The sequence below is a fragment of the Sorangium sp. So ce426 genome (assembly GCF_051475585.1).
Classification (GTDB): domain Bacteria; phylum Myxococcota_A; class Polyangia; order Polyangiales; family Polyangiaceae; genus Sorangium; species Sorangium cellulosum_B.
Map to the genome: position 1 here is coordinate 13,056,027 of NZ_CP150341.1, position 19,722 is coordinate 13,075,748.

Annotated in this window: 15 protein-coding genes; 7 read left to right on the forward strand and 8 right to left on the reverse strand. The window is 72.1% G+C overall.

The genetic code is table 11. The features are described from left to right. Positions 1 to 94: 94 nt before the first annotated feature. The 3 genes from WMF44_RS49125 to WMF44_RS49135 form a co-directional block, all read right to left on the reverse strand. Positions 95 to 1,864 carry a PEGA domain-containing protein gene (locus WMF44_RS49125; protein ID WP_437296953.1) on the reverse strand — a complete coding sequence of 590 codons (1,770 nt, stop codon included), beginning with the start codon at positions 1,862 to 1,864 and terminating at the stop codon, positions 95 to 97. A 113-nt stretch (positions 1,865 to 1,977) separates the two neighbouring features. Beyond that, positions 1,978 to 3,576, reverse strand: a complete 1,599-nt coding sequence (locus WMF44_RS49130; RefSeq protein WP_437296954.1) for a serine/threonine-protein kinase — start codon at positions 3,574 to 3,576, stop codon at positions 1,978 to 1,980. Positions 3,577 to 3,978: 402 nt separating this feature from the next. Next, positions 3,979 to 4,602 (reverse strand): hypothetical protein, encoded by a 624-nt coding sequence (locus WMF44_RS49135; RefSeq protein ID WP_437296955.1) that lies wholly within the window; start codon positions 4,600 to 4,602, stop codon positions 3,979 to 3,981. Between the two features lie 116 nt (positions 4,603 to 4,718). Here WMF44_RS49135 and WMF44_RS49140 point away from each other — a divergent pair, with 116 nt between their 5' ends. Further along, entirely contained in the window at positions 4,719 to 5,444 is a 726-nt protein-coding gene (locus tag WMF44_RS49140) for a TetR/AcrR family transcriptional regulator (RefSeq protein ID WP_437296956.1), read from the forward strand. 90 nt (positions 5,445 to 5,534) lie between these two features. On the opposite strand, the gene hisN is transcribed toward WMF44_RS49140, so the two are convergent. The 3 genes from hisN to WMF44_RS49155 all read right to left on the reverse strand — a co-directional run bounded on the left by hisN (position 5,535) and on the right by WMF44_RS49155 (position 8,715). Then, positions 5,535 to 6,332, reverse strand: coding sequence for a histidinol-phosphatase (hisN, locus tag WMF44_RS49145; protein ID WP_437296957.1), 798 nt, complete (start codon positions 6,330 to 6,332; stop codon positions 5,535 to 5,537). 107 nt (positions 6,333 to 6,439) lie between these two features. Beyond that, a complete protein-coding gene (locus WMF44_RS49150) occupies positions 6,440 to 7,438 on the reverse strand; it encodes an alpha/beta hydrolase (protein WP_437296958.1) in 999 nt (332 codons plus the stop codon). Positions 7,439 to 7,581: 143 nt separating this feature from the next. Next, entirely contained in the window at positions 7,582 to 8,715 is a 1,134-nt protein-coding gene (locus WMF44_RS49155; RefSeq protein ID WP_437296959.1) for a hypothetical protein, read from the reverse strand. A 347-nt stretch (positions 8,716 to 9,062) separates the two neighbouring features. Between WMF44_RS49155 and htpG the strand changes: the two genes are divergently transcribed. Beyond that, the gene (htpG, locus tag WMF44_RS49160) at positions 9,063 to 11,051 is read left to right on the forward strand and encodes a molecular chaperone HtpG (RefSeq protein ID WP_437296960.1); all 1,989 of its coding nucleotides are present in this window, start codon (positions 9,063 to 9,065) and stop codon (positions 11,049 to 11,051) included. A gap of 62 nt (positions 11,052 to 11,113) precedes the next feature. Next, complete coding sequence (locus WMF44_RS49165; protein ID WP_437296961.1) at positions 11,114 to 12,136, forward strand: hypothetical protein; 1,023 nt, start codon at positions 11,114 to 11,116, stop codon at positions 12,134 to 12,136. A gap of 55 nt (positions 12,137 to 12,191) precedes the next feature. Here the strand turns inward: WMF44_RS49165 and WMF44_RS49170 are convergent, their stop codons facing one another. Beyond that, the gene (locus tag WMF44_RS49170) at positions 12,192 to 13,052 is read right to left on the reverse strand and encodes a tetratricopeptide repeat protein (protein WP_437296962.1); all 861 of its coding nucleotides are present in this window, start codon (positions 13,050 to 13,052) and stop codon (positions 12,192 to 12,194) included. A gap of 217 nt (positions 13,053 to 13,269) precedes the next feature. Between WMF44_RS49170 and efp the strand changes: the two genes are divergently transcribed. Then, entirely contained in the window at positions 13,270 to 13,833 is a 564-nt protein-coding gene (gene efp, locus WMF44_RS49175) for an elongation factor P (RefSeq protein WP_437296963.1), read from the forward strand. A 38-nt stretch (positions 13,834 to 13,871) separates the two neighbouring features. Here the strand turns inward: efp and WMF44_RS49180 are convergent, their stop codons facing one another. Next, the gene (locus WMF44_RS49180; RefSeq protein WP_437296964.1) at positions 13,872 to 15,824 is read right to left on the reverse strand and encodes a hypothetical protein; all 1,953 of its coding nucleotides are present in this window, start codon (positions 15,822 to 15,824) and stop codon (positions 13,872 to 13,874) included. Positions 15,825 to 15,975: 151 nt separating this feature from the next. Here WMF44_RS49180 and WMF44_RS49185 point away from each other — a divergent pair, with 151 nt between their 5' ends. The 3 genes from WMF44_RS49185 to chrA all read left to right on the forward strand — a co-directional run bounded on the left by WMF44_RS49185 (position 15,976) and on the right by chrA (position 19,712). Continuing rightward, positions 15,976 to 16,170 (forward strand): DUF5522 domain-containing protein, encoded by a 195-nt coding sequence (locus tag WMF44_RS49185; protein WP_080599224.1) that lies wholly within the window; start codon positions 15,976 to 15,978, stop codon positions 16,168 to 16,170. Positions 16,171 to 16,262: 92 nt separating this feature from the next. Then, on the forward strand, positions 16,263 to 18,449 hold the full coding sequence (locus tag WMF44_RS49190) for a VWA domain-containing protein (RefSeq protein WP_437296965.1): 2,187 nt from the start codon (positions 16,263 to 16,265) through the stop codon (positions 18,447 to 18,449). A gap of 63 nt (positions 18,450 to 18,512) precedes the next feature. Then, complete coding sequence (gene chrA / locus WMF44_RS49195) at positions 18,513 to 19,712, forward strand: chromate efflux transporter (protein ID WP_437296966.1); 1,200 nt, start codon at positions 18,513 to 18,515, stop codon at positions 19,710 to 19,712. Positions 19,713 to 19,722: the final 10 nt, after the last annotated feature.

Here is a 19,722-nt window from a genome sequence, read left to right on the forward strand (position 1 = left end):
CGGGAGCGCGGCGGCCTGGAGCGCCGGCGACGCCCGCGGCGCTCCAGGCCGCCGCGCGCACCGTTCGCTCAGCACGCGCAGCGCGCGCCTTCGTTCAGAACGCGTAACGCGCGCCGAGGCTCGGCACGAACAGGACGACGGTGCGCGCGGTCAGCGTGTCGTCGGGGTAGCTCGCAACCCCGGGCCGCTCGCGGTTCGTGGCGACGCGATGGCTCACGCCGACGTCTTGCCGGTCGTCGAAGCGCGGCTCGGTCGGCGCGAACAGGATGAGCGCCTGCAACCCGGCGCTGAGCTCCAGGCGCTCGCCGACGTGCACGCTGAGCCGCGCCTCGGGATCGAGGTAGAGGTAGAACGCGGAGGCCTGGCTCTCCGCCGCGTCGACGTGGACCACGTCGTCGGCGTTCATGCCCTCGTTGTTCGGCGTGAAGCCCCTTCGCTGGTCGCGCATGGTGCCGAGCACCACGCCAGCCCCGAGGCGGAGCAGCAGCGGGGACCGCTCTCCGAGGTGCCACCAGGCGGACCCGCCGGCGACGAGCCCGGTGAGCCGGAGCTGATCGTCCACCGTGCCCGGCTCGGCCGAGAGCCCGTACGGCGTCACCGTCGCCGCGCGTGTTGTCGTTTCCTGGTATGCAAGGACGTACCCGAGCGTTACCCCGAGCGCCACGCCCGAGCCGGGCTCGTACCCGGCGTGGAGCAGCCCGAGCCCGCCGAGACCGAACGAGCTCGAGCAACCGCCATCACACCCGCCGGCCACGCCCCCGCCGAAGGACGGGGTGAACGCGAACCCCGCCGTCAGGTCGACCACGAACTTCGACGGCTTCTTCCACCGCTCGGCGCCCTCGTCGCGCTGCAGCGCGATCGGGAGCTTCTCCTGCTGTCCGCGCCCGAGGCTCAGCTGCCGCACGACCGGCACGAACCCCTCGTCGCGCACCTCGACGCGGTGAGCGCCGGCGCGGAGCGCGCCCTCCCACGTGCCGCGGCCCACCGGCACGCCGTCGATCGCCACCATCGCCCCCGCGGGCGTCGGATCCACGCGCACCATCGCCTCGAGCTCCTCGGCGCGCAGCGAGAGGGTCGTCCGCTCCCGCGCCTTCACGGGCGCCGTGGCGGGCCCCGTCCCGAGGTTCCGCTCGCCGCGCAGCACCACCACGTGATCGCCCACGGAGAGCACACCCTCCCATGGCGTCTGCCCGACGACGTCGCCGTCCACGATCACATCGACCGTCTTGCCGGACTGCTCCGTGACCTTCAGCCGGCCCGACGCCGTGAGGGCGACGTGCTTCACGAGCACAGGCGTGGTCCGGCCCCCCGCGATCTCGACGCGCACCTCGAACGGCGCGTACCCGTCCTTGAGGATGCGCACCATGTGCGCGCCTGCGGCGACGCGGATCGGGTCGACCGGCGGGTAGTCGCCGCGATCCCTCCCGTCGATGACGATCGACGCGCCAGGCTTCGCTCCCGCGATCTCCACCGTGCCGACGAGCGCGCGCAGCTCGTCGAGCGCCGACTGCGCCGACGCTTTCTGGTCCTGCGGGAGCTTCGGGAACTCCCGCAGCAGCGCCTCGAACACCTCGAGCGCCTCGTCGTATCGCTGGAGCCTGCGGAGGCAGTGGGCTGCGTGGAACGTCGCGTTCCTCGTCGGGTACAGCTTGCGCGAGACCGTGAACTCCGCGGCGGCGGCCACCCACGCCCCCTGATCCATGAGCGTGAGCCCTCTCTCGAAGCGTGCGCGCGCCTCCTCCTTCGCCTCCTCGGAGCGAGGTGCGTCCTCGCCCTGCTCGCCAGCGCCTTGCTCTGCGGGCGCGCTCGCCGGCGCGGCCGTCTCCGAAGGCTGCGCGAGCGCAGGCTGCGAGCTGGTCAGCACAGCGCAGAGCACGGCAGACGCCGCACATGCAACGGATCTTCGCGCGAACATCATCGTCCTTGTCCCCCAACGCAGGCATGCGACCCGAGGCCCTGGCTGCCGGCCGGCCCCGGCTACTCGAATGTGCGGCTCCCGCCGGACCGAGACGTCGTCTGGCCCGACGTCGCCCCGCCCCCGAGCTGAGATCTGCCCCCGGCGGCGCTGAACGAGAGCACCACCCGCGCCGGCGTCGGGGGACCAGATTCCGTGACGACGACGTCGGTCGCGGTCGAGTACTTGTGCATGAAGACGCGAACGCGGTGCCTGCTCCCGGGCGCGCCGGTGATCTCGACGACGCCGCCGCTCGCCTGAGCCGGCTTGTCGTCCACCTCGACCGAGGCTTCACGAGGAATGACCTCGATCTGGACCGTCCGGACCGGCGTCGGTGGCACAGGAGCCGGGGGGGGCGTGGGCGCGGGCGCGGCGCTCTGTGCCGGCGCAGCGAGCGCCGCCTTAAACGACGCGGCGACCCACGTCTGTGCCCGCGCGGCTCCAGCGGGAGCGGCCGCGCGATCGACGGCCATGTAGCCCCCCGCGACCACGCCTGCCGTGATCAGTGCCGCGGCGCTGATCGCCAGCAGCGCCTTCGGCGGCGAGGCCGCGTGCGGCGGCGTGGCGTGCGACCGCGCCATCGCGCCCCCCGTATGGCCAGGATGCGGCGACGCGAGGTCGGCCTGCGGATGCTGGGGCAAGAACGCCGCCGCCGGGACGTCCGGCAGCGACGGCGAGGAGGGCGCAGGGAGGCGCGGCTCGACGCGCGCCCGCACCGCGTCCGGCAGCGGGACGAGGATGTCGTCGGTGATGCTCAGACCGTGCGGCAGCAGCAGCTGGATCGCGGCGAGCATCTCCGCCGCGCTCTGGAAGCGCTCCTCCGGCTTGCGGTGGAGCGCGCGGTGCACGATGGCCGCCGTCTCCGGCGGCACCCAGGGCGCGAAGTGCTGCACCGGCGCGACGTGACCGTAGATGATCTCGACGATGAGCTCCCCGATCCCCCCGATGTGATCGAACGGGGTGCGGCCGGCGAGGGCCTGGTAGAGCGCGACGCCGAGCGACCACAGATCCGAGCGATGATCGATCTGCTTGCTGCCCAGCGCCTGCTCCGGGGACATGTAGAGCGGTGAGCCGAGCATGCTGCCCGTCTTCGTGAGCCCGGCGCTCTCGGTCCCCTGCGCTTGCTCCATGACCAGCTTCGCGATCCCGAAATCGAGGAGCTTGACGATCCGCTCGCGCCCGTCGAACCGCGCGAGGAACATGTTCGCCGGCTTGATGTCGCGGTGCACGACGCCCGCCTCGTGCGCCTTCTGCAGGCCGAGGCACGCCTGCCCGATCAGGCGGAGCGCGAGATCCGGGGCGACGGGGCCCGTCCTCTTGAGGAAGCCCTGGAGATCCTCGCCGGCAAGCATCTCCATGACCAGATAGGGGAGGTTCCGCTCCTGCTCGACCCCGCTGTCGAGGACCTGCGTGATGTGTTGCGTCTCGATCCGCCCGGCGGCGCGCGCCTCCCGCCAGAAGCGGTCGACGATCTCTTGACGGTTGCCGAGATCGCCGGTGATGACCTTCAGCGCGACACGCCGCCCGGTCCCGGTGTGCTCGGCCTGGTACACGGCTCCCATTGCGCCGGCCCCCAGCTGCCGGACGATTCGATATTTCCCATCGACGAGCGTACCGATCATGTCGCTTGCCACATTACGGGCTTTTCGGAGACGTCGCAACGGACCTGGGGGCTCGCTCACAGCCGTCGTTTCCGGTGTGTTCACCCTGAAACCCTGCCGCGATCTGCGCAGGTGAGCGGATCCCATCAGCCTACGTCGAACGATCCACCACGAGGGGTTATCTCGGGTCCTCTCCTTCCGTCACCGACATCGACGCAAGCCGGCTCGTCGATACGATAATCCATCAACCGGGCCCGGTGGTTCCAGAGGTGGGTTGCCGGTCGCACGGAGGCCGGAGAGCCCCCGCGCGGCGGCGCGTGATCTGCTGAAAGCGCCGCGAGGGCCGCTCCGGCGGAACACGACGCGCGGAGCCGCTCGGAATCGGGGCGGGAGGTGCCGCGGGTGAATCGCCGTCTCCGGCCGTCAGGCTCCCGCCTCGGCGGCGCTCCGCGTGCGGCGCCGGCGCAGCGCCAGGTTCACGAGCCCGATCGGCGTCACGACGACCGCGATCGCGAGGCTGCCGACGGCCACCCCGAGCCCCGCGATGCCCGCGGCCCCGAGGCAGAGCACGTCGATCGCCGCCGGGCTGACCGATGGCTGATCGACGCGCATCTCCCTGCGCAGCTCGCCGACCTCGCGATCGAGCAGCTCCTCGAACGGCCGGCCATACAGGCTCTCGCTGCGGCGGCCGCGGAAGAACGCGCGGACCGTCCGGCGCGGGGCCGAGAGCAGGCCCGCGAAGAGGCCGCCCAGGTTCAGCTGCCAGGCCGCCACGAAGCCCTTGCAGCCGGCGCCGAGCTCCCACGCGGCGATCTCGAACTCGCCGATCGCGTTCGTGTCGTAGCCCGTCAGCACGTGGTGCAGGTCGTGGTAACGCACCGCGCGCACGCGCGCCCGGGTGTTCGGGAACGGGACGGGGAGCGGACCGAGCTTGAAGTCGACCCACGCGTCGCCGTACCCGCCGTCCGCGCCGAAGCGGTTCACCTCGAAGTAGAGCGCACGCGCCTCCCGCATCGTGAGGCCTTCGTCGTAATGCACAAGAGCCATGGCACCACCCTCGTTCAATGACTTAAGTCACTGACTATGGTCATTCTTCGCGTTCGTTCTGTCAAGGAGATCGCCGCTTGACGGGGAGGCATCCGCGGCAACAGAGTGCCCGGTCGATGAGCAAGGTCATTCCAGGCGCGACGAAACGCCGGAAGCGAGCCGCGGCGCCGCGAGCTCCGGCTGCGCCGGCGCCGATCGCGCCGGCGCCGATCGCGCCGGCGCCGATCGCGCCGGCGCCCGAGCGCGGCGGGCGCGCCCAGCAGAAGCTCGACACCCGCCGGCGGATCCGGGACGCCGCGTGGGCGCTCTTCACGGAGCTCGGGTACGACGACACGACGACCAAGGCGGTGGCGGAGCGCGCGGAGGTCGCGACGGGGACAGTGTTCGTGCACGCGCGCGACAAGCCCGACCTGCTCATGATGGTGATGCACGACCGGCTCGCGGCCGCTGTCGACGCGGCGTTCGAGGCGCTGCCGCGCAAAGAGCCCCTGCTCGCTCAGCTGCTCCACGTGTTCCAGCGGCTGTTCGCGATGTACGGCGAGCAGCCGCTCGTGTCGCAGGCGTTCGTGAAGGCGTTTCCCGGTGCGTCGGGTCCGAACGGAGAGCGGCTGAACGCGCTCACGTTCGCGTTCCTCCACCGCATCGCGGGCCTCGTGCGCGACGCGCAGGCGCGCGGCGAGGTCGCGGGCGACATCGACCCGCTCGCCGCGGCGCACAACATCTTCGCCCTCTACTTCGCGGCGCTCCTGTCCTGGCTCAGCGGCTTCGTGACGCTCGGCGCGGCGCTCGATCCCGTGCTGAAGAGCTCCCTCACCCTCCAGTTCCGAGGGCTCCGGGCGTGAGGCGCAGCCGGCGCGCCGGCGTCGGCGCGCGCTCTGCCGGAGATCACCGGCGCGCCGGCGTCGGCGCGCGTCAGCGCGCGTCAGCGCGCGTCAGCGCATGACTTGCCGGGGATCGCCGGCGCGGAGCGCGGCGAGCACCTCGGCGTGGGTGCGCGGGTCGCCGGCGGCCACCACGTCACCGGCGCTCGTGGCGTCGAGCGGGCGCCCTTCCCAGTCCGTCATGACCCCTCCGGCGCCGGTGATCACCGGGACGAGCGCCGCGAAATCGTGGAGCTTGAGGCCGTACTCGACGACCACGTCGATGCTGCCGCTCGCCACGAGGCCATACTGGTAACAATCGCCGCCGTAGCTCACGAGCTTGGCCCGGGACGCGACCTCCCCGAAGGCGCTGGCCTTCGCCGGCGGGAAGTACTGCGGGCCCGTGGTGGAGAGGCGCGCGAGCGGCAGCCCCGCGCACGCGCGGACGCGCGCCGGCGCGCCGTTCCAGAGCGTCGGGCGGCCCAGGACGCCGAGCCAGCGATCCCCGAGGACGGGCTGATCGATGACGCCGAGCACCGGCCGGCCCCGGTGCAGCAGCGCGATGAGCGTGCCGAAGAGCGGCTTGCCCGTGAGGAACGCCTTCGTCCCGTCGATGGGATCGAGCACCCACACGAGCTCCGCCCCCTCGTTCTGGCGGCCGAACTCCTCTCCCACGATCCCGTGGTCTGGAACGCGCGCGGCAAGGAGCTCGCGTATCGCCGCCTCGGCCTCACGGTCGGCGACCGTGACAGGGCTCGCATCCGCCTTGTCGTCGGCCTCGATGCCCTTGCGAAAATAGCGCCGGATCACGGCGCCGCTGGCGTCCGCGAGCCGCTCTGCCAGCTCGACCAGGTCCTGGGAAGGGGTCATCGTCTCCTCCGTGGGCCCTCGAGGCGAGCCTCACCGCGCGATCCCCTACGCGCGCCGCCCGCTCACGGCAACCACCTCGCCTCGCGGCGCCCGGAGCGAGCTCCGCGTCAGGCCGCGTCGCCCACGCGGGCGCCCGGCGACAGGCTCGCTCGGAGATACGCGCCCAGCGTGTCCGTGCCCCGCGCGCCCTCCGGGTGGAAGTCGGCCAGCACCGGCCCGTTGTGGGGCATGTCCCGCAGCACGTCGAGCGTGACGTCGACGCCCGCCTCGCGGGCGCGCCGCGCGAGCTCCTGGCCCTCGTCGTGGAGGCGCTCGGCGCCGCCGACCTGGATGAACAGCGAGGCCAGCCCGGCGAGGCGCGCGTGGAGCGGTGAGAGCCGGGGATCGTCGAGCGGGGTCGCGCCCGCAAAGTCGCGCGCCTGGCGCAGGAGACCCTCCCGGGTACCGTAATCGGTCGCGTCGTTCGCGCGCGCCGAGGCGCTGCTCGATGTGAGGTCGAGCCAGGGAGAGATGAGCGCGGCGCAGCGCGCCTGCGCGCCGCGGTCGCGCAGCGCGAGCTGCGTGACGAGCGCGAGGTTGCCGCCCGCGGAGTCGCCGGCGAGCGCGATCTCCCCCGGCGCATGGCCGCGCTCGACCAGCGCGTCAAAGGCGGCGAGCGCGTCCTCGAGCTGCGCAGGGTAGCGGTGCTCCGGCGCGAGCCGGTAGTCGATGCCCACGACGCGGGCGCCGCTCGCCAGCGCGAGCCGCGCCATGAGGTCCGCGTGCGTCTTCGTCGAGCCGTACAGGTACGAGCCGCCGTGGAGGTAGAGGACGACGCCGCGCGACGCCGCGCCCGGGGGCTCGAACCAGACCGCGGGGACGCCCTTCAACGTGTCGACCGTGCGCTTCACGCGCCGGACGGCCTTCTGGGAGTACGGGCGCGCGTCGAGCTCGGCCCTGACCTCCGGGTAGGGCCGGTCGAGGAGCTGGATGAAATCGCGGCGGAGAAAGCGGACCACCCACTCGAAGCCGAAGCCCCAGCTCGGGCGCGCGGGCCCCCGGCGGGCGCGTTCGGTCGTGGTCTCCACGAACGCGAGGCCGAACATCTTCATCAGGCGAAGCCTCATGGCGGGCATCGTAGCGGACGCCTCCCGCGATCGCGGAGGCCTGTGTCCGCGCCGGTCCGAGCGCCGCGCTGTCGCCCCTCTCAGCGAGGTGCGCCGCGGCGCCCGTCAGCGCCTGCGGCGCGCGCCAGCGCCTGCGGCGCGCGTCAGCGCTTCTTCCGCGGATCCCCCCGGAGGATGGGATACGCCATCAGCAGGCTCAGCCAGACCACCAGGAACTTCGGGTCGGTCAGCGTCTCGAACGGGATCTCGAAGCGCTCGTTCGCTGTCGCGGCCTCCACCTTGCGCTGCTGCGCCTGCGCCACCGCGGGGCTCACGACCTCGACGCGCCTCCCTCCGCTCACGGCGCCCGTGCCGCCGGCCGCGGGCATCTTCGGCAGCAGGGTCCCCTCGGCGATCGCCTTCTCCTCGGGCGTCCGCTCCGTCCTGAGATCCGGGTCGATGAGCACCACCGCCGGCTCGAGCCCCTCGGGGTGCTCGGCGCCGCCCGGCTCCGCTGTCGCGATCCGCGCGTCCTCTTCCTCCGGTCGATCCACCGGGACGAAGCGCGGCGCGACCTCGCCGGGCTTCCGATCGCGGAGCTCGACGGTCACCTGGGTCGGGATGTACAGGCGCCGCACCTCCTCGAGCGGGACCACGGTGTCCCTGGCGGAGGCCGGCGGCCCGCCCGCGAGCTCGGGCACCTTCGCGCGCGCCGCGTCGATCGCCGCCTGCTCCGCGGCCATCGCGGCCTTGCAGCTCGGAAGGGACGGATCGAAGTCGAGGCCCACGGCGCTGGCGCCCCCCCTCCTCCGCTCCCGGGGCGGCGTGCACTCCTCGTGGATGCGCTCCGCGACGTCGTCGTCCTCCCGGTGCAGGAGCGCGAGCGGGAGCTCCTTGCGATCGTCGATGCCGTTCGCGACCTCCGGCCGGGCCACGAAGCGGTACCGCACGCGGAGCGCGAGGGTGCGGTGCCCCGCGGCATCGACGACGGTCACGGCCTCCTTGGCGAAGCTGTCCGTCGTCGCGCCCTGGACCTCGCGCCGGCTCACCATCACCCGGGACTTCCGCAGCCCCGTGAACACCGATCGCGTCTGCTTCCGCACGCGCTCGAGGATCTTGAAATCGCTCGTCCCGGTCGGGACGTAGACATAGCCGTCGAACTGGAGCACGGCGGGCGGACGCTTCACGTCCTGCTCGGCCGTCTTGCCCCGATCGCCGCACCCCGCGAGCACCAGCACCCCGGCCAGCACGCCGATTGCCGGGAGAACACGGAGGACTGCACGGAGAAGTGCTACCACAACAGATCTCCACGACGGCGAGGGTGCAACGCCGGTGAATCTAGCTCCGGCGACCTGATGAAGAAACCCTTACCCACCGGAAAAGCCGGACAAGGATGCGGGGATCGCGCACAGCGACCTGAACGTGACGACCCGGCGCGCAGATCCCGACCTCGACGCAGGCGTCGGCCCGCGGCCTGGTGAGCCCCTCACCTCGGCAGGGGGCGCCGCGGCGGCAGGGCCGCGCGCTGGCCGCGGAGCGCCCGGAGCGAGGCGACACACCGCGGCGTGTCTCGGGGACGCTCCGTGGCGCTCCGCGCGCGCCGGGGGATTGCCCTTTCGAAAATCGGATCCATTTGGTCGCCGACATGAACACGGAAAGCCCGAACCCCGAAACCAGCGGTTCCACGCCCTCTGCCGAGCCTTCGGGTGCGGCCCCGGGCCCGGAGACGCCCGCGTCGACCCCGTCCGAGGAGGCCAAGGCCGCCGGCGCGGTCGAGCTCCCCTTCCAGGCCGAGGTGCAGCAGGTCCTCGCGCTGGTCATCAACTCGCTCTACGCAAACCAGGAGGTCTTCCTCCGCGAGCTCATCTCGAACGCGTCGGACGCGCTCGACAAGGCCCGCTTCCTGGCCCTCACGCGCGAGGGCGTCGCTGAACAAGCCGGCGAGCCCGCGATCCTCATCACGCTCGACGACGCCGCCCACACCCTCACCATCGAGGACAACGGCATCGGGATGACCCGGGACGAGGTGGTGCAGAACCTCGGCACCATCGCCCGCTCGGGGTCGCTGGAGTTCCTGAAGGCCAACGCCGAGGCCGCCAAGCAGAAGAAGGACGGCGGCAAGCTCCAGCTCATCGGCCAGTTCGGCGTCGGCTTCTACGCCGCGTTCATGGTCGCCTCGCGCGTCGACGTGCAGACCCGCTCGATGCTGCCGGGCGCGGAGCCCGTCCTGTGGCGCTCGTCCGGCGCGGGCTCCTTCACCGTCGCCCCCGGCGATCGCGAGCACCCGGGCACGAAGATCGTCCTCCACCTCAAGGAGGACGCGCGCGAGTACACGAAGGTGTGGCGGATCAAGGAGATCATCCGCAAGTACTCGGATTTCGTTCATTTCCCCATCAAGGTGAACGACGAGGTCGCAAACCGCTCGGCCGCGCTCTGGACGCTGCCCAAGTCGCAGATCACCGAGGAGCAGCACGCGGAGTTCTTCCGGCACGTGACCGGCGGCTACGAGGGGGAGAAGCCGCTGCTCACCGTGCACCTGTCGATCGACGCGCCCGTGCAGTTCCACGCCCTGCTCTACGTGCCCGAGAAGGCGCCGGCGGACATGTTCCACAAGGACCGCAGGGGCGTGCGCCTCTACGCGAAGCGGGTCCTCATCGTCGAGGACTGCGACAAGCTGACGCCGATGTACCTGCGCTTCCTGCGCGGCGTCGTCGACTCCGAGGACCTCTCGCTGAACGTCTCGCGCGAGATGCTCCAGGAGAACCGCACGCTCTCCCAGATCGAGCAGCAGATCGTCAAGCAGGTGCTCAAGTCGCTCAAGGACCTCTCCGAGTCGGAGCCCGAGCGCTACGCGGCCTTCTGGAAGGAGTTCGGCCGGGTCATCAAGGAGGGGGTCACCAACGACTGGAAGAACAAGGACGCGATCGCCGAGCTCTGCCGGTTCGAGTCGATGAACACGGAGGCCGGCAAGGCCATCTCGCTCCGCGACTACGTGGCGAAGATGCCGGAGGCACAGAAGGAGATCTATTACGTGACGGGGCTCGGCCGCCACGCGGTCGAGCAGAGCCCGCACCTCGAGGCGTTCCGGAAGCGCGGCTACGACGTGCTGTTCCTCGTGGATCCGGTCGACGAGTGGTTCGTGCAGTCGCTGAACGAGTTCGACAAGCGCCGCCTCAAGAGCGTGATGCACGGCGATGTCGACCTCGGCGCCGAGCCGGAGAAGAAGGACGAGCCGGAGGCGTCGGTGGACGCGGCCGTGGCGGCGGTCAAGGCGGCGCTCGGCGACCGGGTGAAGGACGTGCGCGTCTCGCGGCGCCTGACCGACAGCGCGAGCTGCCTCGTCGCCGCCGAGGGGGACCCAGGCGCGAACTTCGAGCGGATCATGAAGCTCATCGACCAGAATACCGGGGAATCCAAGCGGATCCTGGAGCTCAACCCGGGCCACCCGGTGGTGAAGAACCTCGACATCCTGGCGGGGCGTGAGCCCGGCTCGGAGCGGGTGAAGCAGTGGTCCGAGCTCCTCCTGGACCAGGCCCTCCTCGTCGAGGGCGTGGTCCAGGAGCCGGCGAAGCTCGTCCGGCGCATCCAGGACCTGCTCGCGCAGGTCAGCTCCGCCGCCGTCGGTCAACCCTGACGAGCCGCGGTTTCTTGGCCGGGGTCGAGCGTCGGTGATAGGCGCGGGACGAGGTCGGCAGGATGTCCCGAATCGCAACACCGGCGCTCGGCCGCCGGGCCTTTCTTCGTGCGCTCGGCGCGGCGGGCGGCGCCCTGGCCGCGCCGGGGCTCTGGGCGCCGGCGCCGGCGCTCGCCAGGGCGGCCTCCAGGGTGAGGGCCGTCGAGGCGTCGGACATCGGCGTGACGCTCAAGATCGAGCTGTCGAACGCGCCGTTTCCCTGCGACGGGGCTCCCTACCAGGACGCCACGGTGATGGTCTTCGTGCCGGACCATTACCGCGCGCCGGAGAGCGATGAGCTCGACCTCGTGATCCACTTCCACGGCCACGTCACGACCGCGGAGCGGGCCATCGCGGCGCACAAGCTCCGCGAGCAGCTCCACGAGAGCAAGCAGAACGCGGTGCTCGTGGTGCCGCAGTGCGCGGTGAACGCGGCGGAGTCGCCGCCGGGCAAGCTGGGGCAGAAGGGCGGCCTCCGGCGGCTCTGCGGCGAGCTCGGGTCGGTGCTCGCGAGCCCCTCGGCGCGGCGGGCGCTCGGCGATCGCGCCATCCCGCGGAAGGCGAGGCTCGGGAGGCTCTGCCTGTCGGCGCACTCGGGCGGATACCGCGTCGCGGCCGCGTGCCTGCGCCACGGCGGCTGCGAGGTGAACGAGGTGTACCTGTTCGACGCGCTGTACGGCGAGGTCGACGCGTTCCGCGACTGGGTGCTCGAGCGGAAGGGCCAGACGGGGCGGGACAGGCACAAGCTCATCAGCCACTTCGTCGCGGGCGACGTGCGGCGGCTCAACCTCGAGCTCGAGCGCGCGCTCGAGGCGCAGGGCGTCGCCTGCCTGCACGAGCGGCGCCCGGGCGAGCTCACGCGCAAGCAGCTGCTGGACGGCCGCGCCATCTTCATCCAGGTCCCGCTCGCGCACAGCGCGGTGACGTTCGAGCAGAACGCGTTCCGCGACTGCCTGTTCGCGTCGGGCTTCCGCCGGCAGCTCCGATCCAGCTGGTTCAAGAAGAAGGACGAGCCGCGCCGGATCGACGTGCGGCGCGGGTCCTGACGTCGTCCCGCCGCCGCGGCGCCGCGTGCGGGGGCGCCGGCCGTGGCGGCGCGCGTCAGTGCCGGAGCGAGACGTTGGCCAGCGCGAGGCGCGCGTCGTTGACGTACGCGCTGTCCGGGAAGCGGCGGATGAACGACCGCAGCGTCGTCTTCGCGTCGTTCCAGGCCTGGATGTCGAGGAGGCACTCGGCGAGGAGGAAGGTCGCGTCATCCATGACCTCCCGATCGGGCGACGCCTCGGAGAGCGTCATGAGCAGCGGGATCGCGTCGCGCTGCCGGTTCAGCCTGCGGTAGGCGCGCGCCAGGTTGAGGCGGGCCGACGGGGTGTGCGACGCCGTCTCCTTCTGCCGGATGGCGTCCTCGAAGGCGACAGCGGCCTCGTGCCAGCGGCCCGTCCGCATGTGATCGAGGCCCGTCTGGTACGATTTGATCGAGAGCTCCGAGCGCGACTTGTCGACCGAGTCCGAGAAGAACGCGAGCTCGGCCCGGGTGAGCGGCGCCTTGCGCAGCGCCTCGAAGCCCTCGATCACCTCCTGTCGCCGCTCGGCACGGATGAGCTCGTAGAACGCTGCGGCGTCGCTCTCGGCCTTGGCGCGCGCGTCGCTCCGCTGCTGCATCTCCTTGAGATCGGCCTCGTGCTTCGCGATGCGGTCGCGCGCGCCCTTGGTCTCGGCCTGGACGGCGTCCACGCGTGCGTCCCAGGCGAGCTTGACCACGCCGATCACCACGATCACGAAGAGCAGGTTCGCGCTCGCGCTGTTCCAGAAGGCGCGCCGCTCGTACGCCATCTGGCGCTTGGAGATGCTCTTCAGATCCGCGGCGAGGGCGTTCGTGAGGTTGTTCGTCTTGATGATGAGCCCACGGGATTCCACGATCTCACGCTTGATCTCCCTGAGCTCGTCGTCGAAGTCGTGCATTTTCAGGTCCTGAAACCGTGCCCTGTGCAGGAGGCTGTGCTCGTGCTAAGGGGGCCGCGAACGCGGACCCCCGACCTGTGGAAGGGGCCGCGAACGCGGACCCCCGACCTGTGGAAGGGGCCGCGAATGCGGACCCCCGCGCCGCGCCAGGGTGCCGCGGACGCGGATCCCCGGCCTCGCCGACAGGCCGCCCTTACGCTACCAGGAAGCTCTCCCCATGGACACAAGCGACATCCGAAAAGGCCTCAAGTTTATGGTCGACGGCCAGCCCTACTCGGTCATCGACTTCCAGTTCGTCAAGCCGGGAAAGGGGCAGGCGTTCACCCGCGTCAAGATCCGGAACATGGCGACGGGCGCGGTGCTCGAGCGCACGTACAAATCGGGCGAGAAGCTGGAGCCGGCGGACGTGGAGGAGCGCAGCCTCCAGTACATCTATCCGGAGGGCACCGACTTCGTGTTCATGGACGCGGCGACCGGCGAGCAGCTCACGGTCCCCGGCGACAAGATCGGCGATGACTCGAAGTGGCTGAGCGACGGGATGTCGATCGACGTGACCCTGTTCAACGGGTTGCCGATCGGCGTCAGCATGCCCCCGCACGTGGTGCTCCAGATCGTGAGCAGCGAGCCGGGCGTCAAGGGCGACACGGCGAGCGGCGCCACCAAGCCCGCCACGGTGTCGACCGGCGCGACCGTCAACGTCCCGCTCTTCGTGAAGGAGGGCGAGTGGATCAAGATCGACACGACCGACGGCAAGTACCTGGAGCGCGTCAACAAGGGCTGAGCCCCGGCTGACCTCCGGCGTCCGAGCGCCGACGGAGGTCACTTCGCCTCGAAGATCACGGCGGCCGCGCCGGCGACGCACGCGACGCGGGCGCCTCCGTTGGCCGGCGTGCACGCCGTCGCCTGCGCGAGGTCGCCGCCCGTCCAGAGGCGCGCGGCGCCGCCCGCGGTCGCCACGAGGAGCCCGCCGGCGGCGGGGATCGCCAGCGTGGCGCCGTCCGGCGACCGCGCCGCGCCCTGAGGCGCGGGCGTCGTGAGCGGGAACGACAGCGCGGACGAGGCCGGCGCGGCCGCCCGCAGGTCGATCGAGATCAGCGCGGCGCCGAGGGCGATGTCGAAGCCGCGCTCGGACGCGGCGAGCGGAACGAACGGCAGGCGCTCCGTCCCGGCGCAGCGCTCGGGCGCGGCCGCGCCGGGCCGGGCGCGAGGCCCCTGGCCGCGGAGCAGCGGGAGCGGGACCTCCATCTCGCCGACGGCATCGGGCGAGCTGCGGAAGAGCGCGAGCAAGGTGGGCGCGTCGCAGCGCCGCTCGACGGCGACGAGCTCAGCGGGCCCGGCATGGACGGCGGCGGGCCAGGGAGGGATGTCCGTCGCGGACTCGGTGGACGTGGCCGGGTCGACGCGGACGACGCCCTGCGCGGTCCTGACGAGCAGGGCGCCGCTCGCCTCGAACGCGAGCGGGCCGAAGGCGCCGGTCCTCGTCGGCTGCGGGGCGGCGGCGGTGCGGTACACGGCGGCGGCGGTCGCCGGCGGCGCGAGCTTCGCGAGGAGCTTGCCGTCCTCCTTGGTGCGCGCGTCGGCGCCGCCCCGGTCGAGCGCCGCGATGGCCGCGATCGGCGCGCCCCGCGTGGACGCCGCGACCGCCTCCGCGTGGCCGATGGCGGCCGCGAGCCCCGGCTCGCCGCAGCGCACCGGGCCAGGGCCCGTCCAGACGAGGGCCTCGCCGGCGCGCGCGGCGTCGCGGCCTGTTGTCGCTCCGGCGCCGCTCTCGGCGTCGGCGCAGAGGGCGGCGTGAAGCCGGCGCAGCCGCTGGGCGGAGGCGGCCACGGCCGGCGCTGTCGACTTGCCGCGCGCGTCCCGGAGCAGGGAGGCGGCGAGGGCGCGCAGCGCCTCGCCGGGCTGGGCCGCGTCGCGCGAGAGGCCGGCGGGGCGATCCAGGAAGACGAGCGGGGCGCGGATCTCGGACGCGGCGCCCGCCGGGGCAGGGAACGGGCGCAGGGCGCCCGAGAGGCCGACCGAGACGATGAGGTCGTCGCGGCCGTCCGCGTCGCGGTCCGCGACCTCGAGGGAGGCGGAGAGCGCTTCCTCCGCAGGCGGCGCGCGGAGGCGGAGCTCCAGGGCGAGCTCCGGCGGCGCGCCCGCGCCCGCGGCGGGCTCGGGCAGGCGGATCACGGCGAGCCAGCGCGTCGGGCCCGTACCCGCGGCGCCGCGGTGAGCGCCGCCGCACTGCGGGGCGAAATCGAAGGCGAGCGCGGAGGGGCCGATCTGGCTGAGGCCGACGCGCGGAGTGCACCCCTGCGCGTCGAGATCGCCGGGGAGCGCGGCGAGCGTGCGCAGCGCCTGCGGCCGCGCGGCGGGCGCGAGCAGGAGCTCGCCGCGCAGGCCGTCGGGCGACCGCGCCCAGGCGACGAGATCGCGCGCGCCGTCCCCGTCGACGTCGAGGAGGAGCCCGGTCTCGAACGTGCGCCCGGTCGGCGCCGCGGCCACGGCGCCGCCCTCGAGGGGCCACTGCTTGCCGCCCTCTGGCGCCGGGACGCTCGGCACGACCGCGAACCGAGGCGCGGCGGCGTCCGGAGCGCCGGCGTCGGCCTCGGGGCCGGCGGTCGCCGCGCCAGGGCCGACGCCGCTCAGCGGGGGCGGGGAGCCGGAGGGCTCCGCCGAGCCGAGCGTGTAGGGCGTGTAGGGCCTGGAGCTCGGGCAGCCATCGCAGCCGGCGGCGGCGAGGAGCGGGAGCAGGGCGCGGAGGAGCTTCGAGCAGGATCGATCGGGCATCGCGGGCGGACCCGGCGGCGCACCGGTGTGCGGCGGGCGGCGCAGGCGTAGCACGGGCGGCGGGCGGGCGTCGTGGAGCCGGCGCGCCATCCAGCCGCCCGCGCGCCGGATGGCGCCGGTGCGCCTTTCGGAGTAGCTTGATCGAGGGTAGATGAGCGGGCCGAAGCCTCCCAGGGCCGTCGAAGGCGAAGACTATTACCTCGAGGGAGGCCGGGTGGTTTTTACAGAGGCGTATCACCTGAAGCGGGGATACTGCTGTAACTCCAAGTGCCGCCACTGCCCTTACCGGGAGAGGGCGCCGGCAGAGTCGATCCCCGTCGCGCTGCCTCGGCTGAAGCTCCCCTGACCCGGAGAGCCCCGGCGCATCATGGAATGTCGGTTGATCCGGATTGCGTGGAGCGTCTAGGATTTCGCGCCTACATCCGCGCGGGAGCTCCTATGCGTCGCAGTCTTCACCCTCTGCTCTGCTGCCTCTTGCTCTCCGTGCCCGTCGGCTGCGACGCCACGTCGGCGAACAGGCCGCCGTCCCACGATACGTCGGCGGAGCTGCCGAGCGTGGACACGGATGGCGATGGGATCAGCGATGCGGTTGAAGGGCGCGACGCGGCGGTCGACACGGATCGCGACGGTCAGCCGGATTTCGAGGACACCGACTCCGACGGCGACGGGCTGTCCGACAAGCTCGAGGGCGCTCCCTTCCCAGGGGAAGCAAAGCCGCGTGACAGCGACGGCGACGGGGTGCCGGATTACCGCGACGAGGACTCCGACAACAACGGGCTACCCGACGAGGACGACGGCGACGGTGACCGCGACCGCGATGGAAGCGCCGATTACGTGGATCCCGACGATGACGGCGACGGCCTCCTGGATGTGGTCGAGCTCGGGCCAAGCCCGCTCGATCCGGTGAACACCGACGGCGACAGCTGGCCTGATTTCCGTGACAGGGACTCCGACGACGACGATATCCTGGATCGGTTCGAGAGAGCGTTCGACGCCGACGGCGACGGGATCCCGGCGTTTCGAGATCTCGACTCGGACGGCGACTGCCGGCCCGATTCGATCGAGCGCGGCGACGGCGATCCCGAGCAGCCGCCCGTCGACAGCGACAGGGACGGCGGGGCCGATTTCCTCGACCTGGACAGCGACAACGACAGCCTGCTCGACGAGCTCGAGGACCTCAATTGCGACGGCGTGCTCGACCCGGGCGAGTCCAGCACCGCGCGCGAGGACACGGACGAGGACGGCGTGAACGATCTCATCGAGCAGGCCGCCGGCACGGACCCGAACGACGATCTGGACAACCCGCGGGCCAGCGGGGATTTCGTGTTCATCATGCCTTATCAGGGCCGCCCGGATCCCGCGCAGGACACGCTAAATTTCTCGACCAACATCTCGCAGGCCGACGTGGTGTTCGCGATGGATACCACCTCATCCATGACCCGCGCGATCAGGACAATGCAGGAAGCGCTCCAGGAGATGATCGCTCAGCTCGCCGAAGAGATCCCGAGCATCGGCATCGGGGTGACGCATTACAGGGACTTCCCGATCGACCCGTACGGGGCGACCGAGCCGGTCTACAAGGATCAGCCATTCTACCTGGAGCACCGGGTGATGAGCGTCCACACGCCGGGAGGGCGCACCTCCGTGCAGAAGGCGGTGAATCGCCTCTCGGCCAAGGGGGGGCTCGATGAACCGGAGAGCGGCTGGGAGGCTCTCTATCAGATCGCCACCGGGGAGGGCACGCGCGAGGGCCACGCCAACGTTCCCATGTTCAACCCGTCGAGCGCGCCGCCGGGCACGATCCCGCCCGGCGAGGCGGTCGGGACCCGCGGCGGCGTGGGCTTCCGCGCCGGCTCGCTGCCCATCGTGGTGATGATCACCGACATGCCGAACCACAACGGGACGATCCCGCGGTACGACTACTCCGGGCTGGAGTCGCCGAGCCACGCGGAGGCGCTGCGCGCGGTGACCGGCCTGGGAGGCCGCCTCATCGGCATGTCCATCGTGACGCCGACCCCCGAATCGGCCGAGGCGCAGGCGGACCTCACGGCCGGCGCGCTGGCGACCGGATCGGTGGTTCCGCCGGCGGCGTGGGGGCCTGAGGGCACGCGCCCGCCGAATTGCGCGGTCGGGCAGTGCTGCACCGGCGAGAACGGGAGCGGCGTGACGGTGGAGAACGGCAAGTGCCCGCTCGTGTTCGAGGTCTCCAACACCGGCGCAGGCCTGAACCTGTCCGTCGTGCAGGCGATCAAGGTGCTCACGAACTATGTCACGCTCGATATCTCGGCGACGCCGGAGGTCGACGAGAACGAAACGATCGACGCCGTGAGCGCGTTCGTCGACAGGATCATCGCGAACAACAGCGCCTCTGAGCCCTGCACCGCCGGGCTCAAGGTCATCGACAGGAACCTCGACGGCGTCGAGGACACGTATACCAACGTGCTCCCGGGGCCCACGGTCTGCTTCGACGTGATTCCGAAGGTCAACGTCTCCGTGCCTCCGACGACGGAGCCGCAGGTGTTCACGGCGAACATCGTCGTCACCGGCGACAGCGTGGCCACGCTCAGCACCCGCAAGGTCTTCTTCCTCGTCCCGCCGGAGATCCCGGTGCCCCCCATCGACTGATGAGCCTCCAGCGCTCGCGGCCCACTGGAGGCCCCGCGAGCGCTGCTTCACGCGGCACGTATCATGAGCAAAGACTCTGGCATCGAGGGGGCGCCGACGTCCGGGGAGGCCCGCGGCGCGGCGCTCTGGGAGCTCGCGCGGCTCTTCTTCCGGCTGGGCGCCACGGCCTTCGGCGGCCCCGCGGCCCATGTCGCGATGATGGAGGACGAGGTGGTCCGCCGGCGCGGCTGGATGACGCGCGAAGACTTCCTCGATCTCTATGGTGCCACGAACCTCATCCCGGGACCCAGCTCGACCGAGCTCGCGATCCACATCGGGCATCGACGGGCCGGCTGGGCGGGCCTGCTCGTGGCCGGAGGGTGCTTCATCGTTCCGGCGGCGCTCATCACGCTCGGGTTTGCGTGGGGCTATGTCCGGTTCGGCGCGGTGCCGGAGATGTCGGCGCTCCTCTACGGGGTGAAGCCGGTGATCATCGCGGTCGTGGCCCAGGCGCTCTGGGGTCTCGGCCGCGCCGGGCTGAGCTCGGGGCGCTCGCTCGGCCTCGCGGCGCTCTGCGCGGGCGCGAGCCTCTTCGGGATCCACGAGCTCGCGGTCCTGGCCGGCGCGGGCGCGCTCGCCGTGTCGCACCGGCTCGCGGCCGGGCGCCCCGCGGGCCCGCCTCCCGGCGCGGCGGCCGCCGTCCCGCTCGCCGTCCCGCTCGCCGGCGGCGCCGCCGCGACGGCCGCGGCGGCGGGCGTGCCGTTCGGGCTCCTGCCGCTGTTCCTGTTCTTCGTCAAGGTGGGCTCGGTCCTCTTCGGGAGTGGTTATGTGCTCCTCGCGTTCCTCCGCGCGGATCTCGTCGAGCGATACCGGTGGATGACGGAGGCCCAGCTGCTCGACGCGGTGGCGGTCGGCCAGGTGACGCCCGGACCCGTCTTCACGACGGCCACGTTCATCGGTTATCTCCTCGGCCGCGTCCCGGGCGCGCTGGTCGCCACGGCGGGCATCTTCCTTCCTGCGTTCCTCTTCGTCGCGCTGAGCGGACCCCTGATCCCCCGCGTCCGCCGTTCGGCCGTGGCCTCGGCCTTCCTGGACGGCGTGAACGCGGCGTCGCTCGCCCTGATGGCGGTCGTGTCGTTCCGCCTCGCCCGCGCGGCGGTGGTCGATTGGCTCACGGGCGCCCTGGCCATCGCGGCAGCGCTCCTGCTCATCCGGTACCGCGTGAGCTCGCTCTGGCTCATCCTGGCCGGCGCCGTCATCGGCGTCGCGTCGGTTCACGTCTGAGCCGGCGCTC

Excerpts from the sequence above, each read along its gene's own strand:
- WMF44_RS49185 (WP_080599224.1), top strand. The coding sequence starts at position 15,976 with ATGAGCGGGCCGAAGCCTCCCAGGGCCGTCGAAGGCGAAGACTATTAC.
- WMF44_RS49140 (WP_437296956.1), top strand. The coding sequence starts at position 4,719 with ATGAGCAAGGTCATTCCAGGCGCGACGAAACGCCGGAAGCGAGCCGCG.
- htpG (WP_437296960.1), top strand. The coding sequence starts at position 9,063 with ATGAACACGGAAAGCCCGAACCCCGAAACCAGCGGTTCCACGCCCTCT.
- WMF44_RS49165 (WP_437296961.1), top strand. The coding sequence starts at position 11,114 with ATGTCCCGAATCGCAACACCGGCGCTCGGCCGCCGGGCCTTTCTTCGT.
- WMF44_RS49130 (WP_437296954.1), bottom strand. The coding sequence starts at position 3,576 with ATGATCGGTACGCTCGTCGATGGGAAATATCGAATCGTCCGGCAGCTG.
- chrA (WP_437296966.1), top strand. The coding sequence starts at position 18,513 with ATGAGCAAAGACTCTGGCATCGAGGGGGCGCCGACGTCCGGGGAGGCC.
- efp (WP_437296963.1), top strand. The coding sequence starts at position 13,270 with ATGGACACAAGCGACATCCGAAAAGGCCTCAAGTTTATGGTCGACGGC.
- WMF44_RS49170 (WP_437296962.1), bottom strand. The coding sequence starts at position 13,052 with ATGCACGACTTCGACGACGAGCTCAGGGAGATCAAGCGTGAGATCGTG.
- WMF44_RS49180 (WP_437296964.1), bottom strand. The coding sequence starts at position 15,824 with ATGCCCGATCGATCCTGCTCGAAGCTCCTCCGCGCCCTGCTCCCGCTC.
- WMF44_RS49135 (WP_437296955.1), bottom strand. The coding sequence starts at position 4,602 with ATGGCTCTTGTGCATTACGACGAAGGCCTCACGATGCGGGAGGCGCGT.
- WMF44_RS49190 (WP_437296965.1), top strand. The coding sequence starts at position 16,263 with ATGCGTCGCAGTCTTCACCCTCTGCTCTGCTGCCTCTTGCTCTCCGTG.
- hisN (WP_437296957.1), bottom strand. The coding sequence starts at position 6,332 with ATGACCCCTTCCCAGGACCTGGTCGAGCTGGCAGAGCGGCTCGCGGAC.
- WMF44_RS49150 (WP_437296958.1), bottom strand. The coding sequence starts at position 7,438 with ATGAGGCTTCGCCTGATGAAGATGTTCGGCCTCGCGTTCGTGGAGACC.